This is a genomic window from Archangium sp., from assembly GCF_045802675.1.
In the GTDB taxonomy this organism is placed as follows: Bacteria; Myxococcota; Myxococcia; order Myxococcales; family Myxococcaceae; genus Archangium.
This window is the reverse complement of sequence record NZ_JBJMQO010000063.1, coordinates 40,582-62,987: the sequence shown is the minus strand read 5'-3', so window position 1 is coordinate 62,987 and position 22,406 is coordinate 40,582. Positions and strand designations below refer to the sequence as shown.

Annotated in this window: 17 protein-coding genes; 9 read left to right on the top strand and 8 right to left on the bottom strand. The window is 69.8% G+C overall.

Annotation, left to right across the window (positions count from 1 at the left end):
- Window positions 1–31 precede the first annotated feature (31 nt).
- A complete protein-coding gene (locus ACJ8AN_RS18165; protein WP_407756639.1) occupies window positions 32–3,313 on the bottom strand; it encodes an SNF2-related protein in 3,282 nt (1,093 codons plus the stop codon).
- Window positions 3,314–3,421: 108 nt separating this feature from the next.
- On the opposite strand from ACJ8AN_RS18165, the gene ACJ8AN_RS18160 reads away from it, so the two are divergent.
- Complete coding sequence (locus tag ACJ8AN_RS18160; RefSeq protein ID WP_407756638.1) at window positions 3,422–4,465, top strand: 2-hydroxyacid dehydrogenase; 1,044 nt, start codon at window positions 3,422–3,424, stop codon at window positions 4,463–4,465.
- Window positions 4,462–5,025, top strand: a complete 564-nt coding sequence (locus ACJ8AN_RS18155) for an adenine phosphoribosyltransferase (RefSeq protein WP_407756637.1) — start codon at window positions 4,462–4,464, stop codon at window positions 5,023–5,025. Before ACJ8AN_RS18160 ends, ACJ8AN_RS18155 begins: the two co-directional genes overlap by 4 nt.
- Here ACJ8AN_RS18155 and ACJ8AN_RS18150 read toward each other — a convergent pair.
- Window positions 5,019–7,664, bottom strand: a complete 2,646-nt coding sequence (locus tag ACJ8AN_RS18150; protein ID WP_407756636.1) for an ATP-binding protein — start codon at window positions 7,662–7,664, stop codon at window positions 5,019–5,021. The genes ACJ8AN_RS18155 and ACJ8AN_RS18150 overlap by 7 nt on opposite strands.
- 18 nt (window positions 7,665–7,682) lie before the next feature.
- Window positions 7,683–8,285, bottom strand: coding sequence for an MEDS domain-containing protein (locus ACJ8AN_RS18145; RefSeq protein ID WP_407756693.1), 603 nt, complete (start codon window positions 8,283–8,285; stop codon window positions 7,683–7,685).
- Between the two features lie 342 nt (window positions 8,286–8,627).
- Between ACJ8AN_RS18145 and ACJ8AN_RS18140 the strand changes: the two genes are divergently transcribed.
- From ACJ8AN_RS18140 to ACJ8AN_RS18120, 5 genes are all read left to right on the top strand, one after another.
- Complete coding sequence (locus tag ACJ8AN_RS18140) at window positions 8,628–9,233, top strand: TetR/AcrR family transcriptional regulator (protein WP_407756635.1); 606 nt, start codon at window positions 8,628–8,630, stop codon at window positions 9,231–9,233.
- On the top strand, window positions 9,230–10,480 hold the full coding sequence (locus tag ACJ8AN_RS18135; protein ID WP_407756634.1) for an MFS transporter: 1,251 nt from the start codon (window positions 9,230–9,232) through the stop codon (window positions 10,478–10,480). The genes ACJ8AN_RS18140 and ACJ8AN_RS18135 overlap by 4 nt, the downstream gene beginning before the upstream one ends.
- On the top strand, window positions 10,477–10,977 hold the full coding sequence (gene coaD / locus ACJ8AN_RS18130) for a pantetheine-phosphate adenylyltransferase (protein ID WP_407756633.1): 501 nt from the start codon (window positions 10,477–10,479) through the stop codon (window positions 10,975–10,977). The genes ACJ8AN_RS18135 and coaD overlap by 4 nt, the downstream gene beginning before the upstream one ends.
- Entirely contained in the window at window positions 10,974–11,720 is a 747-nt protein-coding gene (locus ACJ8AN_RS18125) for an MBL fold metallo-hydrolase (RefSeq protein ID WP_407756632.1), read from the top strand. The genes coaD and ACJ8AN_RS18125 overlap by 4 nt, the downstream gene beginning before the upstream one ends.
- A 238-nt stretch (window positions 11,721–11,958) precedes the next feature.
- Window positions 11,959–13,623: a bifunctional metallophosphatase/5'-nucleotidase gene (locus ACJ8AN_RS18120; RefSeq protein WP_407756631.1), complete on the top strand. Its 1,665-nt coding sequence runs from the start codon at window positions 11,959–11,961 to the stop codon at window positions 13,621–13,623.
- A 67-nt stretch (window positions 13,624–13,690) separates the two neighbouring features.
- Here ACJ8AN_RS18120 and ACJ8AN_RS18115 read toward each other — a convergent pair whose 3' ends face one another.
- Window positions 13,691–14,461: a YdcF family protein gene (locus ACJ8AN_RS18115; protein ID WP_407756630.1), complete on the bottom strand. Its 771-nt coding sequence runs from the start codon at window positions 14,459–14,461 to the stop codon at window positions 13,691–13,693.
- 6 nt (window positions 14,462–14,467) lie between these two features.
- A complete protein-coding gene (locus ACJ8AN_RS18110) occupies window positions 14,468–15,313 on the bottom strand; it encodes an NAD(+)/NADH kinase (protein WP_407756629.1) in 846 nt (281 codons plus the stop codon).
- A 100-nt stretch (window positions 15,314–15,413) separates the two neighbouring features.
- Between ACJ8AN_RS18110 and ACJ8AN_RS18105 the strand changes: the two genes are divergently transcribed.
- Window positions 15,414–16,745, top strand: coding sequence for a replication-associated recombination protein A (locus tag ACJ8AN_RS18105; RefSeq protein ID WP_407756628.1), 1,332 nt, complete (start codon window positions 15,414–15,416; stop codon window positions 16,743–16,745).
- 38 nt (window positions 16,746–16,783) lie between these two features.
- A complete protein-coding gene (locus ACJ8AN_RS18100) occupies window positions 16,784–18,097 on the top strand; it encodes a hypothetical protein (protein ID WP_407756627.1) in 1,314 nt (437 codons plus the stop codon).
- Between the two features lie 33 nt (window positions 18,098–18,130).
- Here ACJ8AN_RS18100 and ACJ8AN_RS18095 read toward each other — a convergent pair whose 3' ends face one another.
- From ACJ8AN_RS18095 to ACJ8AN_RS18085, 3 genes are all read right to left on the bottom strand, one after another.
- Window positions 18,131–19,600 carry a sigma-54-dependent transcriptional regulator gene (locus ACJ8AN_RS18095; RefSeq protein WP_407756626.1) on the bottom strand — a complete coding sequence of 490 codons (1,470 nt, stop codon included), beginning with the start codon at window positions 19,598–19,600 and terminating at the stop codon, window positions 18,131–18,133.
- Complete coding sequence (locus tag ACJ8AN_RS18090) at window positions 19,597–21,174, bottom strand: ATP-binding protein (RefSeq protein WP_407756692.1); 1,578 nt, start codon at window positions 21,172–21,174, stop codon at window positions 19,597–19,599. Before ACJ8AN_RS18090 ends, ACJ8AN_RS18095 begins: the two co-directional genes overlap by 4 nt.
- Before the next feature lie 181 nt (window positions 21,175–21,355).
- The gene (locus ACJ8AN_RS18085) at window positions 21,356–22,270 is read right to left on the bottom strand and encodes a diguanylate cyclase (RefSeq protein ID WP_407756691.1); all 915 of its coding nucleotides are present in this window, start codon (window positions 22,268–22,270) and stop codon (window positions 21,356–21,358) included.
- Window positions 22,271–22,406: the final 136 nt, after the last annotated feature.

The following is a 22,406-nucleotide window of genomic DNA, read 5'->3' as shown; positions in this document are numbered from 1 at the left end:
AGACGTCGGACGTCCGTGTAGCCCTCCAGGGTCACTCGCCCTGGAAGAGGTCGACGAGATCCTGCTCGGTGAGGAGCTTGCCGAAGTCCGCGTCCGCGCTGAGAACACCGGCGGCCAGGTCCTTCTTGCGCTTCTGGAGGCTGAGAATCTTTTCCTCGACAGTCCCGCGCGTAATCAGCTTGTAGCTGATGACCGCGCGCGTCTGGCCGATGCGGTGGGTACGGTCCGTGGCCTGGTCCTCCACGGCGGGGTTCCACCACGGATCGTAGTGGATGACGTAGTCGGCCGCGGTGAGGTTGAGGCCGGTGCCGCCCGCCTTGAGGCTGATGAAGAAGAGCGGAGGCCCGTCGGGACGGTTGAACTCGTCCACCTTGCCCATGCGGTCCTTCGTCCGGCCGTCCAGGTAGAGGTAGTTCAGTCCCCGCCTGTCCGCCTCGCCCTTGAGCAGCTCGAGCATCTCGGTGAACTGGCTGAAGACGAGCGCGCGGTGGCCCTCGGCGACGAGGTCGTCCACGAGCTGGCCGAAGCGCTCGAGCTTCGCGCTGCTGGGCAGCAGCGTGCCCGGAGGCATCTTGAGCAGGCGCGGATCGCAGCACACCTGGCGCAGGCGCATGAGCGCCGCGAGGATGGAGACGCGGCTGCGCTTGAAGCCCATCTTCTCGATGGACTCGTTCACCTTGCGGCGGCTCTCCTCGAGCACCTCGCGGTAGAGCGCGGCCTGGCCGGGCTCCATCTCGCACCACGCCACGCTCTCCGTCTTGGGCGGCAGGTCCTTGGCCACCTCCGTCTTCAGACGGCGCATGATGAAGGGCTGGATGCGGCGGCGCAGGCGATCCCTCACCCCGATGTCATTGGCCACCTGGATGGGCTGCTCGAAGCGGTCGCTGAAGCCCTCCGCGCTGCCGAGGAAGCCCGGCATGAGGAAGTCGAAGAGGCTCCACAGCTCGCTCAGCCGGTTCTCCAGCGGCGTACCGGTGAGCGCCAACCGCGTGTCGCTCGGCAGCGACTTGCAGGCCTGCGCCGTGGCGCTGTCCGCGTTCTTGATGTTCTGCGCCTCGTCGAGGATGACGTAGCGGAAGCCCACCTCGCTGAGCGCCTCGAGGTCGCGCCGCACCAGCGCGTAGGACGTGAGCACGATGTCCGCGCCCTTGAGGTCCTCCACGCGCTCCTTGCGATCCTGCCCGTGCCAGACCACGGTCTTGAGGCCCGGGGTGAAGCGCTCGGCCTCGCGCTCCCAGTTGGCGAGCACGCTGGTGGGAGCCACCACGAGCGAGGGCTTGCGGCCCTCGTCGTTGGCCACCTTCTGCAGGAGGCTCAAGGACTGGATCGTCTTTCCGAGACCCATGTCGTCCGCGAGGATGCCGGACAGGCCGTGGCGATGGAGGAACCACAGCCAGGACAGGCCCGCCTCCTGGTAGTGGCGCAGCGTGGCCTGGAGGCCCTCGGGCAGCGCCACCTTGGGCACGCCGTTGGTGTCGCGCAGCTCCGTCATGGCCTTGCGCGCCTTGGCCTCCACCTCGGTGAACTCCCCGAGCTCCACGAGCAAGTCGAGCGCGACGGCCTGGTGCAGCGGCAGGCGCGTGCGGGTGCGGCCGGGCAGCGCGCCCGCCTCTTCCAGCAGGTCCGCGGCGCGCTTGATCTCCGCCACGTCCGCCTCGGCGAAGGTGCCGTCCTTCAGGGGCACGAAGCGCCGGCCCGAGTCGAGCCACATGCGCACCGCGCCCAGGTCCACCGCCTGATCATCGGTGATGAACTCGGCGTCGAGATCGAACCAGCTCACCCCGCTCATGCCCACGCGGATGCGCGGGCGCAGCTTGGGCCGCAGGCGCACCTTGGGGGCCTGCACGCCGAAGCGCTCCCAGTCCTCGGGCAGCGACGCGAGACCGCGCGCCCAGAACTCGATGGCCCCATCTCCACTGGCCTCGTAGGCGTGGGCGTGGCCGTCGTAGCGCAGCCCCATCTCCTGCAGACGCTTGCCCGCGGCGCGCTCGAGCTCCTCGCGGCGCCGGTACAGCTTGCGTCCCTCCGAGCCCACGCCGCTGGCGTAGCCCAGATGCGCGGCCGTGGGAGACACGGGCACGGTCGTCTGCCCGTAGCGCGCGGCGAGCTGCACCTTCACGCGCTCGGGCGTGCCCTCGAGCGTGAGGAGGAAGCGCGGCTCCACGGACTCGTCCACGTCGATGTCGTCCGCCTTGAGCGCCATGCGGAAGCGCGGCAGGTGGGCGGCGAAGAACGTGAGCACCCGGTCGAGCTGCCCCACCGGGAAGGCCATGGTGGGCTCCAGCAGCCACTTGCGCACCAGGCGGGGAGGAAGGTCCGGCTCCACCGGGAAGAGCAGCTGTCCGGAGATGATCCACGTGTGCATGCCCGCCAGCAGGATGACGTCCTTGAGCGTCACGCTCGAGTTGTCCGGCATGAGCAGCTCGATGCGCGCCGTGGCGCCGTCCGGACGCGACTCGAGATGGATTTGCGGCCGCACCGGCTGGTCCTGATAGAGCAGCGCGGTGCCGCGGTAGATGACGCGGCGCTGGCGCAGGAACTCGAACAGCTCGCACAGGTCCTCGTCGGACAGCACGATGCGCGAGTCGTACCGGTGCTCGTGCCTGGCGAGCAGGATGAAGACGCGCTCGTCGGCCGGGGAGATGCGGGTGCCGGCCTGGAGCATGCGCTTGACGTGCACGGGCCCCTTCATCTGGGCGTCCTGGCGGCGCACGTCCACCAGCCACTGGCGGCCCCCGGCGTTCGTATTGGAGGGCGTGAGCCGGTAGAGGAACTCGTAGTCCGGCAGGGCGGAGAGGCCCAGCCAGCTCTCCACCTTGGCGAGCGCGGGCAGGCTCACCGCGTCCACCAGGGGCGAGTCCTCCGCCATGGGCACGGGAGCCTCGGAGTCGGCGTCCGCCTCCCCGTCTGGAGAGGACTCGGCGGCGGCGGCCGCGGCGGCCGAGGCAGCGGCGGCCGCGGTGGCGCTCGAGGCAATCATCGAAGCACGCAGGCGGGCGGCGAAGACGAGCGCGGCGGCGACCACGTGCTTGCAGTGCGGCCCGTAGACGTTCCAGGACGCGCAGGTGCACTTGGAGGTGGCCTTGCCATCGCCCACTTCCAGGGCGACGTCATAGCGCGCCTCGGGCGAGGCGGAGCCGGCCACCTGGGCGCGGATGAGGTTGCCCTCGCGTTGGAGTCCGAAGACGCGGCGCGTCTCGGCGACCTCGCGGCCCTTCTTGAAGGTGGTGGGCTGAACCTCCGCCTTGAGGGCGCGCAGCCACTGGCCATCAAGCGCGAAAGAAGCTTCTCGGGTGTCGGCGGTGGAGGGCACGTTCTCTCAAGTCCCTTCCCCCCCGGTACAGGTACGAGGGGAATCCATTCGATTACCACAGACGGGGCAGGCTCCGTCGTGGGAAAAATAAGGTTCGGTGGCCGGGCGATGGCCGCTCGGTCATCCACCACACGGCTCGCGGCGGTGCGAGCATCGGCGGTCGAAATGGAACGCCCCACCCGCCCCCGAGTCTTCGTCACGCGACAGCTCCCCGGCGACGCTCTCGCCCGTCTGGCCGCTCAGGTATCACTCCGGGTGTGGGAAGAACAGCTGCCTCCTCCACGCGAGGTGTTGCTCTCGGAAGCCCGGGAAGTGGACGGGCTCATCACCCTGCTGACCGACCGGATAGACGAGCCCCTGCTCTCCCAGGCGCGGTGCCTGCGGGCCGTCAGCAACGTGGCGGTGGGCTACGACAACATCGACGTGGCGGCGTGCACCGCGCGAGGCATCCCCGTGGGGAACACGCCCGGGGTGCTCACCGAGACGACGGCGGACTTCGCCTTCGCCCTGCTGCTGGGGCTGGCGCGGCGGGTGGCGGAAGCGGACACGTACGTGCGCGCGGGCCGGTGGCGCACGTGGGAGCCGGGACTGCTGCTGGGCTCGGACGTGCACGGGGCAACGCTGGGGCTCGTGGGGCTGGGGGCCATTGGCGCGGCGGTGGCCCGGAGGGCGCGCGGCTTCGGGATGCGGATTCTGTACGTCAGCCGCCGGGCCCGGCCGGAGCTGGAGGCGGAGCTGGGCCTCACCCGCGTGGACAAGGCCGCGCTGCTCGCCGAGTCGGACTTCGTCTCGCTGCACCTGCCGCTCAACGCCGAGACGCGGCACTGGCTCGGGCGGGCGGAGCTCGCGGCGATGAAGCCGGGGGCCCTGCTGGTGAACACGGCCCGGGGAACGGTGGTGGACCAGGCCGCACTGGTGGAGGCGCTGGCGAGCGGGCACCTCGGGGGCGCCGCGCTGGATGTGACGGACCCCGAGCCCCTGCCTTCGGACAGCCCGTTGTTGAATCTGCCCCATGTCCTGCTCGCCCCGCATATCGCGAGCGCGAGCCACGCCACCCGTGGCCGCATGGCGTCCATGGCGGTGGATAATCTCCTCGCCGCGCTGGAAGGGCGGAAGCCCCCCCACTGCGTCAACCCGGAGCTATACCCATGAGTAACAAGTCCCCCCTGTTCGTTGCCGGCCACGATGCCACCCTGCTCGAGGACCTGAAGGCACGCATCCGCGACGTGCCGGACTTCCCCAAGCCGGGCATCCTCTTCAAGGACGTGACGCCGGTGCTCGCGGATCCGCACCTCTTCGGGCGGGTGGTGAACGCCATGGCGGCCCCCTTCCGCGGCCGGAACATCCACCGCGTGGTGGGCGTGGAGGCACGCGGCTTCCTGCTCGGAGCGCCCATGGCCCTCGCGCTGCACGCGGGCTTCGCTCCAGCGCGCAAGCCGGGAAAGCTGCCGTACAAGACGGTGACGGAGCGCTACTCCCTGGAGTACGGCGAGGACGGGCTGCAGCTCCACGAGGACGCGGTGGGCCGCGGGGACCGGGTACTCATCGTGGATGACCTGCTCGCCACGGGCGGCACGGCGGAGGCCACTGAGCGCCTGGTGACGAAGCTTGGCGGTGAGGTTGTGGGCTTCAGCTTCCTCGTCTCGCTGGACGTCCTGCCCGGGCGCGCGCGGCTGGGCCACGAGAAGGTCTGCGCCCTGCTCTCCTACTGAACGCCCACCTGGGGCTGCTCCTCCGCGTGCTCCACCAGCTCGCGGAGGACCCGCAGCAACTGGCTGGGGTCGATGGGCTTGACCATGTGCACGTCGAACCCCGCCGCATGCGCGCGGCGGGCGTCGGAGTCCTGTCCATAGCCGGTGATGGCGACCAGCTTGAGGCCCGGCAGGGACGGGTCCTGACGGAGCCTCGACGCGAGCTCGTAACCGTCCATCACCGGAAGGCCGACATCCAACAGGGCGATGTGCGGCTGGAATGTCCGGGCCGCCTCGAGGCCGGCGAGTCCATCGAAGACCACCCGCGTGACGTAGCCCTTCGCGTCCAGCAGCTCGGTGAGCAGCTCGGCCGCATCGCGGTTGTCGTCCACGACGAGCAGCCGCAGGGCGCTCGCCAGGTCCTGGGTGGAGACGGCGGGCGGGTGGCTCCGGTGCTCGTCCTTCGCCGGCGCGTACGGTGTGGCGAGCGGCAGACGGACCACGAACTCGCTCCCACGGCCCAGGCCCTCGCTGCACGCGGACACGGTCCCCCCATGCAGCTCGACCAGGCTGCGCACGATGGCCAGGCCCAGTCCGAGCCCTCCCTGGGAACGGTCGATGGAGCGGCCCTCCTGGACGAACATGTCGAAGATTCTCGGCAGGACGTCGGGGGAGATGCCCGCGCCGTTGTCCCGGACCCGCAGCACGGCCTGCTCCCCTTCCCCCGTCGCGGTGACGACGATGCGCCCGCCGGGGTCGGTGTACTTCGCCGCGTTGTTGAGGAGGTTCGCCATCACCTGGGCGAGCCGCGCCGGGTCGCCATCGACGAAGAGCGGTTCGCCCGCCCTGGGCAGCTCCAGGTAGTGCGAGCGCTGCTCGAACAGGGGACTCGCCATCTCGGCGGCCTTGGACAGGACGGCCAGCAGCTCGATGCGCTCGCGCTTGAGCTGGATCTTCCCCCGGGTGATGCGGGAGACGTCGAGCAGGTCATCCACGAGGCGCATGAGGTGCTCGACCTGCCGCCAGATGATCGTCCGCTCGCGCTCGAGGGAGCCGCCCGCCTTCATGCTCATCAGCTGAAGGGCCGTGACCATCGGCGCGAGCGGATTGCGCAGCTCATGGCCCAGCATCGCGAGGAACTCGTCCTTGCGCCGGTCCGCCTCCCGCGCCTCCTGGTAGAGGCGGGCATTGTCGAGCGCCACTCCCGCGCGCAGGCCCAGCTCCTCGACGAACTCCAGGGAGTCCGCGTTGTAGAGGCCTGGCTCCCCGAGCCCCAGGACGATGGCGCCGAGCACCCGGCCCCGCGCGGAAATCGGAGCGACGACCGCGTGGATCGAGACACTGGGCCGCGGCTCTCCCTCCGCCGGGAGCAGCTCGCGCGCCAGCTCACGCGCCCGCTCGGCCTGGCTCTCGTCACGGTGGACGCACACCGTCTTCGTCTCGTCCGCTCCGGACGGGGAGTGCTCCACTACCCGCAGCACGGTCCAATCAGCGAACCGGGGCACCAGCAGGTGGGCCACCCGCGTGAGGGCCGCGCCTACGTCGAGCGACGAGCCGAAGAGCGCGCTCGCTTCCGACAGCAGCTCCGCCCGCCGCTGCCGGGCCTCCGCCATGAGCCGGGCACACCGCTCGGCCTCGAGCAGCCGGGCGCGATCACACGCCTGGGCCGCTTGCTGGGCGATGGCCTGGATGAAGGCACGCTCGTCCTCCCCGAAGGGCCGGGGCTCGGCGAAGCTGAGGCACAGCACGCCGAGGCAACGCTTGTCGACCATCAGGGGAGCGGCCGCGTAGCCCCTGAAGGAAGCTCGAGGCCTCCCGGGCTCCGGCGTGGTGGGGTGCTCGAGGCACCCGTAAACCCCCCGCTTCAGCCGAAAGGCCTCCCCGATCGGAAGAGCGACCTCCACCGGAATGCGCCGGTAGCCACGTACGAGCGTCTCGGGATAGCCCACGGCCTGGACCAGGTGCAGCTCGGCGCCGAGCTCATCCACCAGGTACAGGCTCCCCGCGCGCGCCTCCAGGGCGGCCAGGCCCCGGGAGAGCACCACCTCGGCGACCTGCGTGACGGTGTGCGTGCGGGAGAGCCCATCCAGGGCGGAGTGGAGCATCGCGAGCGCGGAGTTCACCCGCTCGAGCCGGGCCCGCTCCTTGGCGAGCGTGTGCCGCGCTCGCGCCTCACGGCTCGACTGCATCGCGAGTGCCGCCTGGTTGGCGATCGTCTGGAGCAGGTGGCGCTCGTGCACGGTGGGGAAGTTCTCGCGCCACGAGCCAACGACGACCGTGCCCGGCTCCCCCAGCAGAGAGGCCGAGACCACCCGGAGGGACGTCCGTCCGATGCTGTTCGGCCGTGGCAGCTCGAAGTGCGCGGGCGAATCCGGGCTCGCGGCCCGGCTCACGGACAGGAGCGCCTCACCGTCCAGCTCCGCGGGATAGCGCCGCTCGAGCCCGCCCTCCGGTCCCTCGATGCGCAACAGGGCCACATCGAGACGCAGCAGGGACACGAGGAGGTCCAAACCGCTCTCGGCGATCTCCCTCGGCTCCCGGCCCTGCCAGACCGACGGCAGCTCGAGCAGCGAGAACAGATCATTGACCTGCCGGCGAAGCGCGAGTGCGCCCAGCTCGGCCAGTTCCGACAGCCGGAAGACTGTCTGCTCCCCGCTCAAAGGAAGGACCTTCCTGGCTCAAGCCCGTTTGTTCGTGGACGTGCCGAGGAGCTCCTCGGGCGGGACGTAGTACGGATTCTCGCGAAGCACGCCCTCGACGAGGGCGTAGGGGTGGGTCCGCAGCACGTCTATAACGGCCAGGCCACTGAATCGGTTGAGATCGTAGATGCAGATGGCGGGCTGCTTCAGCCGGTCGAGCAGGCGGTTGGCACACGACTCGTACTCCATGATGCGATCCACGCCAGGCCGATCCTCGAGCGCCCACTCCATGTGGCCCATCATGCGAACGCGCGAGAAACCCTCGGCGCGGCTGGTGTTCACCAACTCCTCGAGGAGCGCCGCCATCGTGTCGCTGTCGAACCGTCCCTCCTTGAGGTAGGCGTCGGTCCAATCCACCACCTCGAGCTGCCCCGTCCGCAGGCAGTTGCCGGTGGGCACGCCCATCGCATCGAGGTGGCGCAGGTGGTCATGTTTCAGCCGGGGGTCACAGATGTGGACCGCCTTCTCGCCCGCGTCGATGCCCTCTTTGATGTACGAGCGAAGCACCTCGTACTCTTCCTCCCGAGAGCGGAAGAACGCGGCGATATGGAAATGCTCCAGCGTGCGTCCCGCGATGGTCACGTCCTTCAAGGCAGTCCTCCTTGATGAGGGCGAACAGCTCTTCAACTCCTCACGCCCTTCCCCCCGGGAAGCCCCGCTCCTCCGCCACAGACCTGCAAAATACACGCATGGTTGAGGAATAGCGCCACGCTGCCCCTCGGGCCGTCCGCTGATGGACAGCCGCGAGTCCGACGCTGGTGGAGGATCGTCGTACGCCCGATCGACTCGCACCGTGCCCCTCGCCCCCGGGAGTGGGACGGGGTGAGGGTAACGAGCACCCCCGGTTGAACCCTGGAGTCCAGGTTGACGCCAGGAGCCCACGGGCATATAAATTGGTCAACCAACCTAGAAATGGAGCCGCGGATGGCCCGCCCATCGAACACGGAAGAGCGCCGGCAGCAGATCGTCGAGGGGCTGCTGCGCGTCATGGCCGAGCGTGGCTACGAGAGGGCGTCCATCTCGGAGATCGCGAAGGCCGCGGGGCTGAGCCAGGGACTGGTGCACTACCACTTCACGGAGAAGCAGGAGATCCTCCTGACGCTGGTGGAGCAGCTCTCGGGGCGAGTGCGTGCGCGGGTGAAGGCGCGGATTGACCGGGCGCGGGGTGGAGCCCGGGCGCAGGTGGACGCGTTCCTGGATGCGTTCCTGGCCACGGGAGATGACGCGGACCCGGCGTCGGTGGCCGCTTGGGTGACCATCAGCGCCGAGGCGGTGCGCCAACCCGAGGTGCGCGCGGCCTACGAGAAGGTGGTGCGCGCGGACCTCGAGCACCTGGAGGAGCTGGCCGCCGCGGTCATCGGACGCAGACGGTCTCGCGCGGTGGCGGCGGGCCTCTTCGCGGCGGTGCAGGGCTATTTCGTGCTGGCAGCGGCGGCTCCGGGGCTGATTCCCCCGGGCTCCGCCGCGAGCATCGTGAAGCGAATGGCCGCGGGACTGCTCGACGCGGCGGAGCCCTCGGAGGGCACATGAAGACCGCACTGAATACCGGGATGAAGCTCGGGCTGCTCACCAGCCTCTACCTCTCGCAGGGCCTGCCCTTCGGCTTCTTCACGCAGGGGCTCCCGGTGCTGCTGCGCAAGCAGGGCATGTCGCTGCCGGACATCGGGCTCACGAACCTGCTCGCGCTGCCCTGGGCCCTCAAGTTCCTCTGGGCCCCGGTGATGGACCGGTACGGCTCGGAGCGGCTGGGACGGCGGCGCGGCTACATCCTCCCGCTCCAGTTCCTCTCGGCGGCGCTGCTGCTGGGGCTCGCCCTTCCCGAGGGCACCGTGAGCGTGACGGCCCTGCTGGTGGCCGTGCTGCTCGTCAACCTGCTCGCCGCCACGCAGGACGTGGCGACGGACGGGCTCGCGGTGGAGCTGCTCGAGACCCACGAGCTCGGCTGGGGCAACGGCATCCAGGTGGCGGGCTACCGGGTGGGGATGATTCTCGGCGGCGGGTTGATGCTCATCACCTTCGACGCGCTGGGCTGGCGCCCCACCCTGCTGAGCCTGGGCGTGTTGCTGCTCGTGGCCACGGTGCCGGTGGCCCTCTTCCGCGAGCCCCCCTCCCCCACTCACCGGAGCGAGGGCCAGGACATGGGGCGCTGGCTGCATGAGGCCCTGATGTACTGGGTGCGCCGCCCGGGTACGGGTGCGTGGTTCACCCTGCTCGTCCTCTTCAAGGCCGGCGAGAACCTGGCGACGGGCATGCTGCGCACCTTCCTCGTCGACGAGAAGCTCAGCTTGTCGCAGGTGGGCTGGATGCTGGGCCTCGTGGGCTTCACCGCGGGGCTCGTCGGCGCGCTGCTCGGTGGTGCGCTCGTCAACCGGCTGGGGCAGCGGCGCGCGCTGCTCGTCTTCGGCACCCTACAGGCGGGCGCGGTGCTCCTCTATGCACTGGCCGCGCGCGGAGCCACCTCCCTCCCCCAGCTCGCGCTCGTGTGCGGCGTGGAGCACCTGACGAGCGGCATGGCCACCGCCGCCCTCTTCACGGTGATGATGGATATCTGCCGCCCGGAGCACGCCGCGTCCGACTACACGGTGCAGGCCTCGCTCGTGGTGATGGCCACCGGGAGCGCCGCGGCCGTCAGTGGCTTCAGTGCCCAGGCGCTCGGCTACGCATGGCACTTCACGCTCGCGGCGGCCCTGTGCGCCGTGGCCGTGGCCTGGGTGGCCCTCACCTTCCATCCGCCCCGGACGCTCGTGTCCGGAGGCCAACCGGAGGTCTCGTCATGAGCATCGCCGTCTACGCCGGCAGCTTCGATCCGGTGACCGCGGGCCATCTGTCCGTCATCCGCCAGGCCGCGCGCCTCTTCGGCCACGTCGTCGTGGTGGTGGCCATCAACCCCGAGAAGCGCACCCTGCTGTCCGTGGCCGAGCGTGTGGAGCTGCTGCGCGAGGTGGTGGCGCTCCACCCCAACGTCTCCGTGTCCAGCACCGAGGGGCTCATCGTGGACTACGCGCGGGCCATTGGCGCGAGCGTGCTGCTGCGCGGGGTGCGCGGCGCCACGGATGCCCAGTTCGAGACGACGCTGGCCCAGGCCAACCGCGCCCTCGCGCCGGACCTGGCCACCCTCTTCCTCCCCGCCGAGGCCCACCTCGCCGAGGTGAGCAGCAGCCGCCTCAAGGAGAAGCTCGAGCGCGGCGAGGACGTTTCCGATTTCTGCCCGCCCGCCGTCGCGGCCAAACTGCGCCAGCGGATGAGTCCCCCTTCCCTCCGGAGCCCTCGATGAGCCTGTCCTTCATTCCCCTCGGTGTCGGCGATGCCTTCTCCGCGCTGCGCTACTCCTCGTGCCTGGCGCTCGAAGCCGAGGGCCAGGTGCTACTGCTCGACTGTCCCCACCCCATCCGCAAGATGATGCGCGAGGCCAGTCTCTCCGCGGGCGTCGAGCTGGACGCGGACCGCGTGTCGGGGCTCGTCCTCACGCACCTGCACGCGGACCACAGCTCGGGTGTGGAGGGGCTCGGCTACTTCTCCTTCTTCGTGCTGAAGCGAAAGCTGCGGCTGCTCGCGCACCCCGAGGTGAAGCGCCGGCTGTGGGACGGCCACCTCGCCGCGGGCATGGAGGACCTCATCCGCAAGCCCGGCGGCGAGCCCCAGCGCCACGAGTTCGACGACTACTTCGAGCCCCTCTCGCTCTCCACGGAGTCCGCCGTGAGCTTCGGGCCCTTCTCCATCGAGTGCCGCCGCACGTACCACCACGTCCCCACCACGGCCTTGCGCATCCGCGCGGGAGGCCGCTGCCTGGGCTACAGCGCGGACACCGCCTACGACGAGGGCCTCATCTCCTGGCTCGCCGAGGCGGACCTCGTGGTGCACGAGACGAACTACGGCGTGCACACGCCCTACGAGAAGCTCGCGGCGCTGCCCGCGGAGCTGCGCGCGAAGATGCGGCTCATCCACTACCCGGACGACTTCGACCTCGAGGCGAGCAACATCGAGCCGCTCGCGCAGGGGCGCCGCTACAACGTGTGAGCCCGGCCTCGGGCCCTCTACGCCGCACGCGTCGACGAGCGGGGTACCTCCAGCGCATGCTCGCTCCCTTCCCGGGGGTCCTTCGGGCGTCGCACCTCGGGCAGGGGCCTCATCGCCTGCCCGCCGCCCCCAGGGCGAGGGAGTGGGCGGCGCTCGCCATACCGCGTCACGAAGGCGTCACGCCACAGGTGCACAACCTTTCCGGAAATGGGAGATTCACCGTCCCGGCGAACTTCCCATGTCATTTTCCTCTCGTCTGCTGAGCCCCCTGGCCTCGTCCCTGGCCGCCCTGCTCCTCGCCAGCTGCGCCTCGCTGTCCCGCGGCGCGCCCCCCGCGGCGCCCCCGTTCGCCGAGAGCACTTCCCCCGAGGCTCCGCAGGACGACGAGCCCACCGTCACCGTCACGCTGCTGCACGTCAACGACGTGTACCAGTTCTCCCCCGTGGACTTCGGGGCGAGGGGCGGGCTCGCGCGCCTGTCCACGCTGCGCAAGCGCATGGTCGCCGAGTCCCCCAACACGCTCTTCCTGCTCGCCGGTGACACGCTCGGCCCCTCGGTGGAGTCCACCTTCCACAAGGGCAAGCAGATGATCGACGCGTGGAACGCGCTCGGTCTGGACTTCGCGGTGCTCGGCAATCACGAGTTCGACTTCGGCCCCGACGTGATGCGCCAGCGCATCAAGGACTCGCACTTCACCTGGCTCGGCGCCAACGTGATGGACAAGCAGACGGGCCACACCTTCGGGGACACCCCGCCCTTCGTCATCCGCGACGTGGGCGGCGTGAAGGTGGGCATCTTCGGCGTGCTGCTGGGCAAGACGAAGTACAGCTCCAAGCCCGGTCCGGACGTCATCTTCACGGACACGTGCGCCAGGGCGCGCGAGCTCGTGCCGCAGATGCGTCAGCAGGGCGCCCAGGTCATCGTCGCGCTCACGCACCTGTTCGTCGCCGAGGACAAGGTGCTCGCGCGTTGCGCGCCCATCGATCTCATCCTCGGGGGCCACGAGCACGTGATGATGCACGCGGTGTCCAACGGCACGCCCATCGTGAAGATGTCCTCCGAGGGGCGTGAGCTGGGCGTCGTCACCCTGCACGTGGGCACCCAGAGCCACAAGCTCAAGAGCATGGACTTCGACGTGCTGCCCGTGGTGCCCGAGGTGCCCGAGGACCCCGCCTTCGCCACCGCCATGCACGAGTACGACGCCCTCATGGCCGAGCTCTCCCAGCCCGTGGGCCGCACCTCCGTCGCCCTGGACGCCATCGAGGAGTCCAACCGCACCCACGAGACGAACCTCGCCTCCTTCGTCGCCGACGCCTACCGCAAGGCCACGGGGGCGGAGATCGCCCTCATCAACGGCGGCTCCATCCGCTCGGACTCGGTGCTGCGCCCGGGCCCGCTCACGCGGCGGGATGTGCTCGCCATTCATCCCTTCCCGGGCTCGGTCGTGAGCATCGAGGTCACGGGCGCCGTGCTGCGTCAGGCGCTCGAGCAGGGCGTGAGCCGCAGCGCCGAGGAGACCGGCCCCGGCCGCTTCCCCCAGGTGTCCGGCATCCAGTACGCCTTCGACGTGTGCCGGCCCGTGGGCAACCGGATCGTCCGCGTCACCGTGAATGGCGAGCCGTTGGATCCGAAGCGCACGTACGTGCTCGCCACCAACTCGTACATGGCCGAGGGCGGCGACGGGTACACCATGTTCAAGGGCGCGAAGTACCGCATCCCCGTCCAGAAGGCGAAGAGCACCCAGGACGTGCTGCGCGAGGCCTTCGCCTCCGCCCCGTCCATCGCGCCTACGGCCGACGGCCGCATCGAGCGGCTGCGCGGGGGGGCTCGCGACGTAGCGAAGAAGGATGAGAAGGACACTCCGGCCGCCTGCGCCGTTGCTCCGGCTCACGCCGCGCAGTAGGGCGCACGGCAGAGGAACACGGGCCCGGATCCCCTCACCCCCGCCCTCTCCCGGGAGGAGAGGGAGCTCAGGCCCAGCCTCGCATCCGGTACACGAAGCGCCCGAAGAGCTCTCTCAGTGCGTCCGTTCCCGCGGAGAGGTTGGAGGCTCTCGGCTGCCACCAGGCCGCTCTCACGTGCCAGTCGTGGGCTCGCACGTCCACCACCAGCGTGTCCGGCTTCAGCCCCACCGCCTCGAACGTGCCCAGCGCCCTCGGCATGTGCGCCGCGCTCGTGATCAGCACCAGCCGCTTCCAGCCCTTCTCGCGGATGATGCGCTCGGACTCCACCGCGTTCTCCCGCGTGTTCCGGCTCTGCCCCTCGAGGACGATGCGCTCGGGCGGAATTCCCCACAGCCTCAGTTGCCGCGCCAGCACGTCCGCCTCCACCAGCGCCCCTGGCCTCGTGTCCAGCGTGCCCGCGGAGAGCAGCGCCTGCCGCGCATGGCCGTCCCGCAGCAGCTCGAAGCCCCGGAGGATGCGCTCCACCGCGGGGTTGTATTCGGGGAGACCCGAGCGCTCCGTGGCGTCCGCGTCCACCGCTCCGCCCAGCACGATGACGGCATCGTAGGTGACGTCCGGCCGGTACGTGGACACCGCGCCCCGCTCCACCTGGCGCTGCAGCAGGTTGGCCATCGGCTCGGTGGAGAACGCGTACAGCACCAGCAGCCCCAGCACCTGCATCCACGCCGCGAGCCTCGCCCGCCCGCGGCGCAGCAGCAGTCCTCCCAGCCCCAGCAACAGGGCCCAGGACAGAGGCGCGAGCAGCAGATCCAACAGCTTCGAGAGGAAGACGAACACGCCGCGCTACCGCTCGCCCCAGTGCAGCTTCTGCCGGAGGATGGAGAAGTAGCCCACGCGCGGGTTGCGCACCAGGTTCACCCGGTTGGGCGAGCGCACCACCTCGATGCTGTCGCCGCACTGCAGGCTGTGGCCCGTCTGCCCATCCAGCGTGAGGAAGGTGTCCGCCGTTTCAGTCGCCAGCGTGACGCGGATGGTGCGGTCCGCCGGCACGATGATGGGCCGGTGCGTGAGCGCGTGCGAGCAGATGGGCGAGAGCACCGTGCAGTCCACCGACGGGTGCACGATGGGCCCTCCCGCGCTCAGCGAGTACGCCGTGGAACCGGTGGGCGTGGCCAGGATGACGCCGTCCGCCTTGTACGTGGCGATGGGTACGCCCTCGATGGACACCTCGTGGTCCGCGATGCGCGCCAGCGCGCCCTTGTTGATGACCACGTCGTTGAGGACCTCGTCCTGCACCAGCACCTTGCCCTCGCGCACCAGCCGCGAGCACAGCTTCATCCGCGAGTCCGTCTTGAAGCGGCCGGCGAGCACCTCGTCCAGCGAGGTGAACAGCTCCTCGACGGGGATCTCCGTCATGAAGCCCAGGCTGCCCAGGTTGACGCCCATGATGGGCGTGGGGCGGCCGTCGAGCAGCCGGGCCGCGTGGATGAGGGTGCCATCACCTCCCAGCACCACCACCAGCTCCGCCCGGGCCGCCAGCTCCCGGTCGTCCACGCGCTGCCAGCCAAGCGTATGGGCCAGGAGCCGGTCGCCCAGCACCTCGAGCGAGGGGTAGTGTTCGCGGATGCGCGCGGCGAGCTCCGCCGCCTCGGGCTTGTCCTTCTTCGCAACGAGCACCAGGGTCTGCACGATAAGGACGGGTTCTAGTCCAGACGGCCAGGGGAGCGCTGGACGAAATGGCCGCTTCGATGACCCTGTGACACGAGCCCCCTGGACGACAGGATTGCCCATGGACCTCTTCGAGCATGCCAGCCAGAAGGACGCGGCCACCCTGGCCCCCCTGGCGGAGCGGATGCGCCCCACCCGGCTGGAGGATTTCGTCGGCCAGGAGCACCTCACGGGAGAGGGCCGCTTCCTGCGCCGGGCCATCCAGCAGGACCAGGTGCCCTCGCTCATCCTCTGGGGCCCCCCGGGGACGGGCAAGACGACGCTCGCCCATGTCATCGCCCACTCCACCGGCTCCGCCTTCGAGTCCCTCTCCGCCGTGCTCTCCGGCGTGAAGGACATCCGCGAGACGGTGGCCCGGGCCCAGGAGCGCTGGAGGATGAACCGTCAGCGCACCCTCCTCTTCGTGGACGAAATCCACCGCTTCAACAAGGCGCAGCAGGACGCGCTGCTGCCCCACGTGGAGAAGGGCACCGTCACCCTCATCGGCGCCACCACGGAGAATCCCTCCTTCGAGGTGAACGCGGCCCTCCTGTCTCGTGCGCGCGTCGTCACCCTGCGCGGGCTGGAGGAGGAGGAGCTCGTGGCGCTGCTGCGCCGGGCGGTGGTGGACCCGCGGGGACTGGGCGGCCGGGTGGAGGTGGACGACGAGGCGCTCGTGTTCATCGTCCAGGCCTCGGGAGGAGACGCGCGCCGGGCACTCACCGCGCTGGAGGCGGCGGCCGCGCACGGCGGCACCCGGGTGGACAAGGCCAGCGCCGAGGAGGCCCTGCAGCACAAGGCGCTGCTCTACGACAAGGGCGGCGAGGAGCACTACAACGTCATCAGCGCCTTCATCAAGAGCATGCGCGGCTCGGACGTGGACGCGGCGCTCTACTGGATGACGCGGATGCTGGAGGCGGGCGAGGACCCCGTCTTCATCTTCCGGCGCATGGTCATCTTCGCCTCGGAGGACATCGGCAACGCGGACCCGAGGGCGCTGAGCGTGGCGGTGGACGCGCTGCGGGCCTTCGAGCTGGTGGGCCTTCCCGAGGGCACCCTGCCCCTCACGCAGGCGGTGACGTACCTGGCGCTGGCGCCCAAGTCGAACGCGGTGCTCACCGCGTACGCCGCGGCCCGCGCCGCCGTCACCGAGCGCGGGCCCCTCCCCGTGCCCCTGCACCTGCGCAACGCGCCCACGAAGCTGATGAAGTCGCTCGGGTACGGGGCGGGCTACAAGTACCCGCACAACTTCGAGGGCCACTACGTCCCCGAGGACTACCTCCCCGAGGCCCTGCGCGGCCAGCGCTTCTACCAGCCCACGCAGAACGGCCTCGAGAAGGAGCTGTCCGAGCGCTACGAGGAGATTCAGCGTCAGCTCGAGGGCCGCGAACGCGAGCCCGGAGAGGACGGCTGAACCCTCGACGGCGTGACCCGGATGGTAGGCTCTCGTGCATGAGGGCCACCCTTCCGATGGTGCTGGCGGCACTGCTGCTGTGGCCAGCGCAGGCCGTGCGGGCGAAGTGCATCGACGACGAGGCGCGCGTGACGGGGGACACCCTGGAAACATGCGAGGCGAACGCCACGAAGCTTCTCGACGAGAAGCTCCTGGGCGAATGCGTCCAGGCGCCGAACTGGAAGGCGAAGGTCGCCAGCCGGCTCGCGGACTGCACCCGCCAGGTGATGAACGATCGGCTGGACGTGCGGCTGCTGAAGCTCAAGAAGGCGGACCGCAAGCAGTTCTCCGCCGAGATGAAGCTGCAGAAGCTCTACAACCAGTCCATCCAGGAGCAGTGCTCGCTGTACGAGGCGTGTGGAGGCGATTCCAACGCCCGGCGCGCGAGCGAGTGCCGCGACCAGTTCCACCGCTACCGGGCCGCGCAGGCCGTGCCCATCAACGAGGACGAGCTGACGCTGAAGGACGGCATTCCGCGGACGGATGCGTCGCCGCTGCGCCAGCAGTTCGCCGAGGCCCTCTGCGCGCTCCCGAAGAAGGTCTGGGCGGGAGACACGGTCCCCGACAACTGCGTCCCGCGCGCCCTCGCCGGGTTGGAGCAGGCGGTGGGCCCCTTCCAGCCCCAACCCTGCACCCGCTTCGAGTGCCCCGTGTCCCAGCGCATCCAGCTCGACCTGAAGGCCTGGGAACAACCGGAGGGCACCTCGGGAACGGAAGGACCCGGCGAGCATCTGGTGTGGCGGCTCCTCCGGCAGCTCGGAGAAGAGCCCACGGAGACGAAGTGCCAGCTGGCAACGCCCAGTGTCTCCCTGGTCGACGATCTGGCCCTCGTCGACGCGGAGACGCAGGACCGGTTGCTGCGCTTCGACTTCGACTCCGACTGCTACGGATTCCCCGCGACCCTGCTCGTCGTGCTCCACCCGCTCGGCGAGGACGAGTGGTGCAAGCTGGGGACCCTGGGCGCGAATGGCCGGGGATTCGGGGGGTGCTCGGCCGACAATCCCCTGAGCTTCGAGAGCGTCCACCTCACCGATCGCGGCCGGGAGACGCTGCGCATCGTCACCCGCCAAAGCGACTCGGCGCTCCGGGACGATGGCAACCGGGAGTGCGCGGAGTCGAAAGAGACGACCTTCTACGACGTGCGCGGCGCGGAACTCGTCCCCGTCTTCGACTCGAATGGCGAGGCCCGCGTCATCCCCGAGGGCCCCTACCCGCGCGCCATCCTCGCGCCGAGCAAGGAGGACTACATCACGGACACCGTCTACCGCTTCGTCGGCGGCGAGTACGTCACCACCCCCAAGCCCTCGAAATGAAAAAGGCCCCCGGGAGCACCGGGGGCCTGGGACTCAGGACGCCGCCTCGAGCGCGTCGTCGTCGTCCCCGTCCTTGCCGCGCTTCATGGAGCGCCCGGCCACCTCGTACTGCTTGAGCAGGCGGCGGAAGTTGGAGCGGTCGACGCCCGCGGCGCGCGCGGCGCTGGAGACGTTGTGGTTGTGCTTCTCGAGGAGCGCGGTGAGGTAGCGCCGCTCGAAGGCGCGCATGGCCAGGCGCTTGGCCTGGGCGTACGGCAGGTGCGCGAGGCTGAACACCTCCACCTGCGCTCCGGCCTGCGGCGCGTCCTGGAAGCCCGGCGGCAGGTCGTCGGTGTCCAGCACTTCCTTGGACGTGAGCACCACCGCGCGCTCGATGACGTTCTCCAGCTCGCGCACGTTGCCCGTCCACCGGTTGCAGGTGAGGGCCTCCATGGCGCGCGGCGTGAAGCCCGTCACGCGCTTGTCCACCTTCGCCGTGTAGAGCTTGAGGAAGTGGTGCGCCAGCAGCGGCACGTCCTCGGGCCTGTCGCGCAGCGGCGGCAGGTCGATGGTGATGACGTTGAGGCGGTAGAAGAGGTCCTCGCGGAACTTGCCCTGCTCCTTGGCCCGGTTCAGGTCCACGTGCGTGGCGGCGATGACGCGCACGTCCACCTTCACCGGCTCGTTGGCGCCCACGCGCTTGACCTCGCCCTCCTGCAGCACGCGCAACAGGCGCACCTGGGTGGCGGGAGGCACGTCGCCAATCTCGTCGAGGAAGATGGTGCCGCCGTCCGCGGCCTCGAAGAGGCCCTTCTTGTTCGAGGTGGCCCCGGTGAAGCTGCCCTTCACGTGGCCGAAGAGCTCGCTCTCCAGCAGCGTGTCCGACAGCGCCGAGCAGTTGACCGCCACGAAGGGCTTGTCCTTGCGCGCGCTGCGGTAGTGGATGGCCCGCGCCACCAGCTCCTTGCCGGTGCCGCTCTCGCCCTGGATGAGCACGGTGGCCGTCGAGTGGCTCACCGTCTCCACCAGCTTGAAGACGGCGCGCATCTGCGAGGACTGGCCGATCAGCTCCTCGAACTGGTTGCGCGCGGTGAGCGCCTCCTCCAGCGTCCGGGCCCTGTCGCGCAGGGCCTTGCGCTCGGCGGCCTTGGCCACCGTCATGCTCACTTCGTCGATGTTCTCGAAGGGCTTGGTGAGGTAGTCGTACGCGCCGGCCTTCACCGCCTCCACCGCCGTCTCCACGGTGGCGAAGGCGGTCATCATGATGACCTCCACGTCCGGCCTCGCCGCCTTGATACCGCGCAGCAGGTCCATGCCGGACAGGTTGGGCATCTTGATGTCCAGGACGGCCACGTCGATGGACGGGTCCTTGGCCGCCGTGAGTCCTTCCACGGCATCGTCGATGGAGACGACCTGGTAGCTCTCCCGGGTGAGGATGGACGTGACCGCCTTGAGGACGATCTGATCGTCATCCACGACCAGGACCTTCGCACGCTTGGTGGTGGTGGACGGCTGCGGGGTCACGGCAACCTCTCGAGCTGCAGGGGAATGGGGATGTAGACGGTGAAGCGCGAGCCCTCACCCGTCTTGGTGTCCACCTTGAAGATGCCGCCGTGGTCCTCGACGATGCGGTAGGCGATGGACAGGCCCAGGCCGGTGCCCTGGCCGGGCGGCTTGGTCGTGAACGACGGCTCGAAGATGCGCGCCAGGTAACGCTCCTCGATGCCGCTGCCGGTGTCGGTGACCCGGAAGTAGCAGCGATCGCCGTCCCGGCCCGTCTCCAGCACGAGCACTCCACCCTCGGGCGGCAGCGCGTGCAGCCCGTTCTGCAGCAGGTTGAGCAGCACCTGCGACAGCTGCCCCGGATCGCCGAACAGCTCCGGCAGATCCGTCGCCAGGCGCAGCTCCAGCTTCACCTTGGGGTAGCTCTTGAGCTGGGCCCCGAAGAGCACCGCCGAGTCCTCCGCGCACTTGTTGAGCGGGAAGCCGCGGCGATCCTCCGTCCGGCTGTGGCGGCTGAACTTCAGGAGGCTCTCGACGATGCGCTTGCAGCGCAGCGCGCTCTCCTCGATGAGATCCAACGACTCGAGATCCGAGGCGGTGCGGCCCTCGTCGCGCTTCATCAACTGCGCGAAGGCGAGGATGCCGCCCAGCGGGTTGTTGATTTCGTGCGCCACGCCGCCGGCGAGCTGGCCCACCGCCGCCATCTTCTCCGTGTCGATGAGCCGGCGCGTCATCTCGCGCTCGTCGGTGATGTCCCGGTAGGAGCACACCGCGCGGCCCTCGCCCGTGAGCGGATAGGCGGCCATGGCGTAGGTACGCCCGCGCTGCGAAATCTCCGCGCGAGCCCCCTTGCCGCTCTGCAGGGCCTCGGGCACCGGGCAGCCCGCGCAGGGCGTGTCGCGGTCGAACAGCAGCTTGTGGCACAGCTGCTCGCTGCCCTCCTCGGACAGCGGCTCGCGCAGCCGGTCACCGGCCAGCAGGGTGTACGCCCGGTTGGCCCGGCGCACCCCGTAATCGCGGCGCACCACGGCCAGCGGCGTGTCCATGGAGTCGAACGACAGCTCCCACTCGCGCTTGGCCTGGCTCAGCAGGTGCGTGCGAAGGGCCACCCGCGTCTCCAGCTCCGCGTTGAGCCGCCGCAGCTCCTCGTTCTGCTGCTGCGTCACCCGGAGCAGGCGCTCGTTCTCCGTCTGGAGCGCGTACTGCTCGAAGGCGCTCTTGACCGTGAGCACCAGGTGACTGTCGTTCCATGGTTTGGAGATGAAACGGAAGATCTCCGACCGGTTGATGGCCTCCTCGATGGCCTGCTGATCGGCCTGGCCGGTCAGCATGATGCGCTGGGCCCGTGGCACCTGCGCCTTCACGCGGCTGAGGAACTCCACCCCGTTCATCCCCGGCATGCGGAAATCGGAGATGACCACCTCGGGCGTAAAGCGTTCGAGGGCCTTGAGGCCCTCCTCCGCATCGGAGGCCGTCTCGATCTGCCAATCGCCGCGACGGAGCACCCGCCGGATGGACTTCAGGATGTACTCCTCGTCGTCCACCAGCAGCAGCCGTCCGCGTGGCACCGCTCCCTGTGTCTGCGCCAGTTCCAGTGGCAACCTCGTCCTGGGTCCAACCCCGAAGCATTGCAATGACGCGGCCAACCTCCACCCCCGCGCAAAGCCCCCTGATACCGGGTACTTCCGCACCCGGGGCTCGCGCCCACCCTGGGTCTCTCCATACCCCGACCTATGAATCGGGTCAATGATGACCCACTCGGAGTATGAGAGCGGGCTAGCGGGAGAGGGCCCTGTCGAAGCTCAGGCCGGCGGCGTGGACGCAGATGCGGTTACGGCCCTCGTCCTTGGCCCGGTAGAGGGCCTGGTCGGCGGAGCGTACCAGTTGCTCGGCGTTGTTGACGGCGTGGTGGGGGAAGGAGGACAGGCCCACCGAGGCGGTGACGCGCAGGGTGCGCTCGGGGCCGGTTTTCAGCGCGCCCAGCTCGCGCCAGACGCGCTCGGCCACGGTGAGGGCACCGGCCAGCGGGGTGCGCGGCAGGAGGATGGCGAACTCCTCGCCTCCATAGCGGGCGAGCAGGTCCGTCTCGCGCAGGCTGCGCTGGAGGGAGGCCGCCACGTCGCGCAGCACGAGGTCGCCCACCTGGTGGCCGTGCGTGTCGTTGAAGGCCTTGAAGTGGTCCAGGTCGATGAGGATGAGCGAGAGCGCGTCGTCATAGCGCTGGGCGCGCCGGAACTCCTCGCGCAACCGGTCCTGGAAGTAGCGGTGGTTGTGCACCCCGGTGAGGCCGTCGGTGATGGACAGGCGCTCCAGGGAGGCCACGCGCGAGAGGAGCGCCTCCAGGCGCTCGCGCTCGTGGAGGCAGCGGGCCACACGGGCCACCAGCTCCTCGGTGTCCACGGGGGTGCGCACCACCTCGGCGCCCAGCCGCAACACGGCCACCGCCGCCGCGTGCTCCTCCTCGGGCACCAGGGCGATGACGCTCAAGCCCTGCCCGGCGTCCTCGCGCCCCATCAGGTGCTGCAGCAGTGCGCGCGAGGGGCCCCCGGCGGGACCCAGCACGAGGAGCACCAGCTGGGCCTCGTCAATGAGGCGTTGGGCCGCCGCACCCGCCGACACCAGCCGGACGGAGTAGCCCTCGTGCTCCAGGGTGCTCGCCAGGCCCGCCTGCCGCTCGGGCAGTTCGTCCACCAACAGAATGAGGCGCCTGTCTCCCACATCGTTCCCCGAAACCAAGCCCAAGCCGCGAGGCTACCACGGGCGTGTGACGCCGGGCGACCGTTGGATTGCGGTCGCCCGGCAATGTTTGATAGCCACCCGGCTCGTC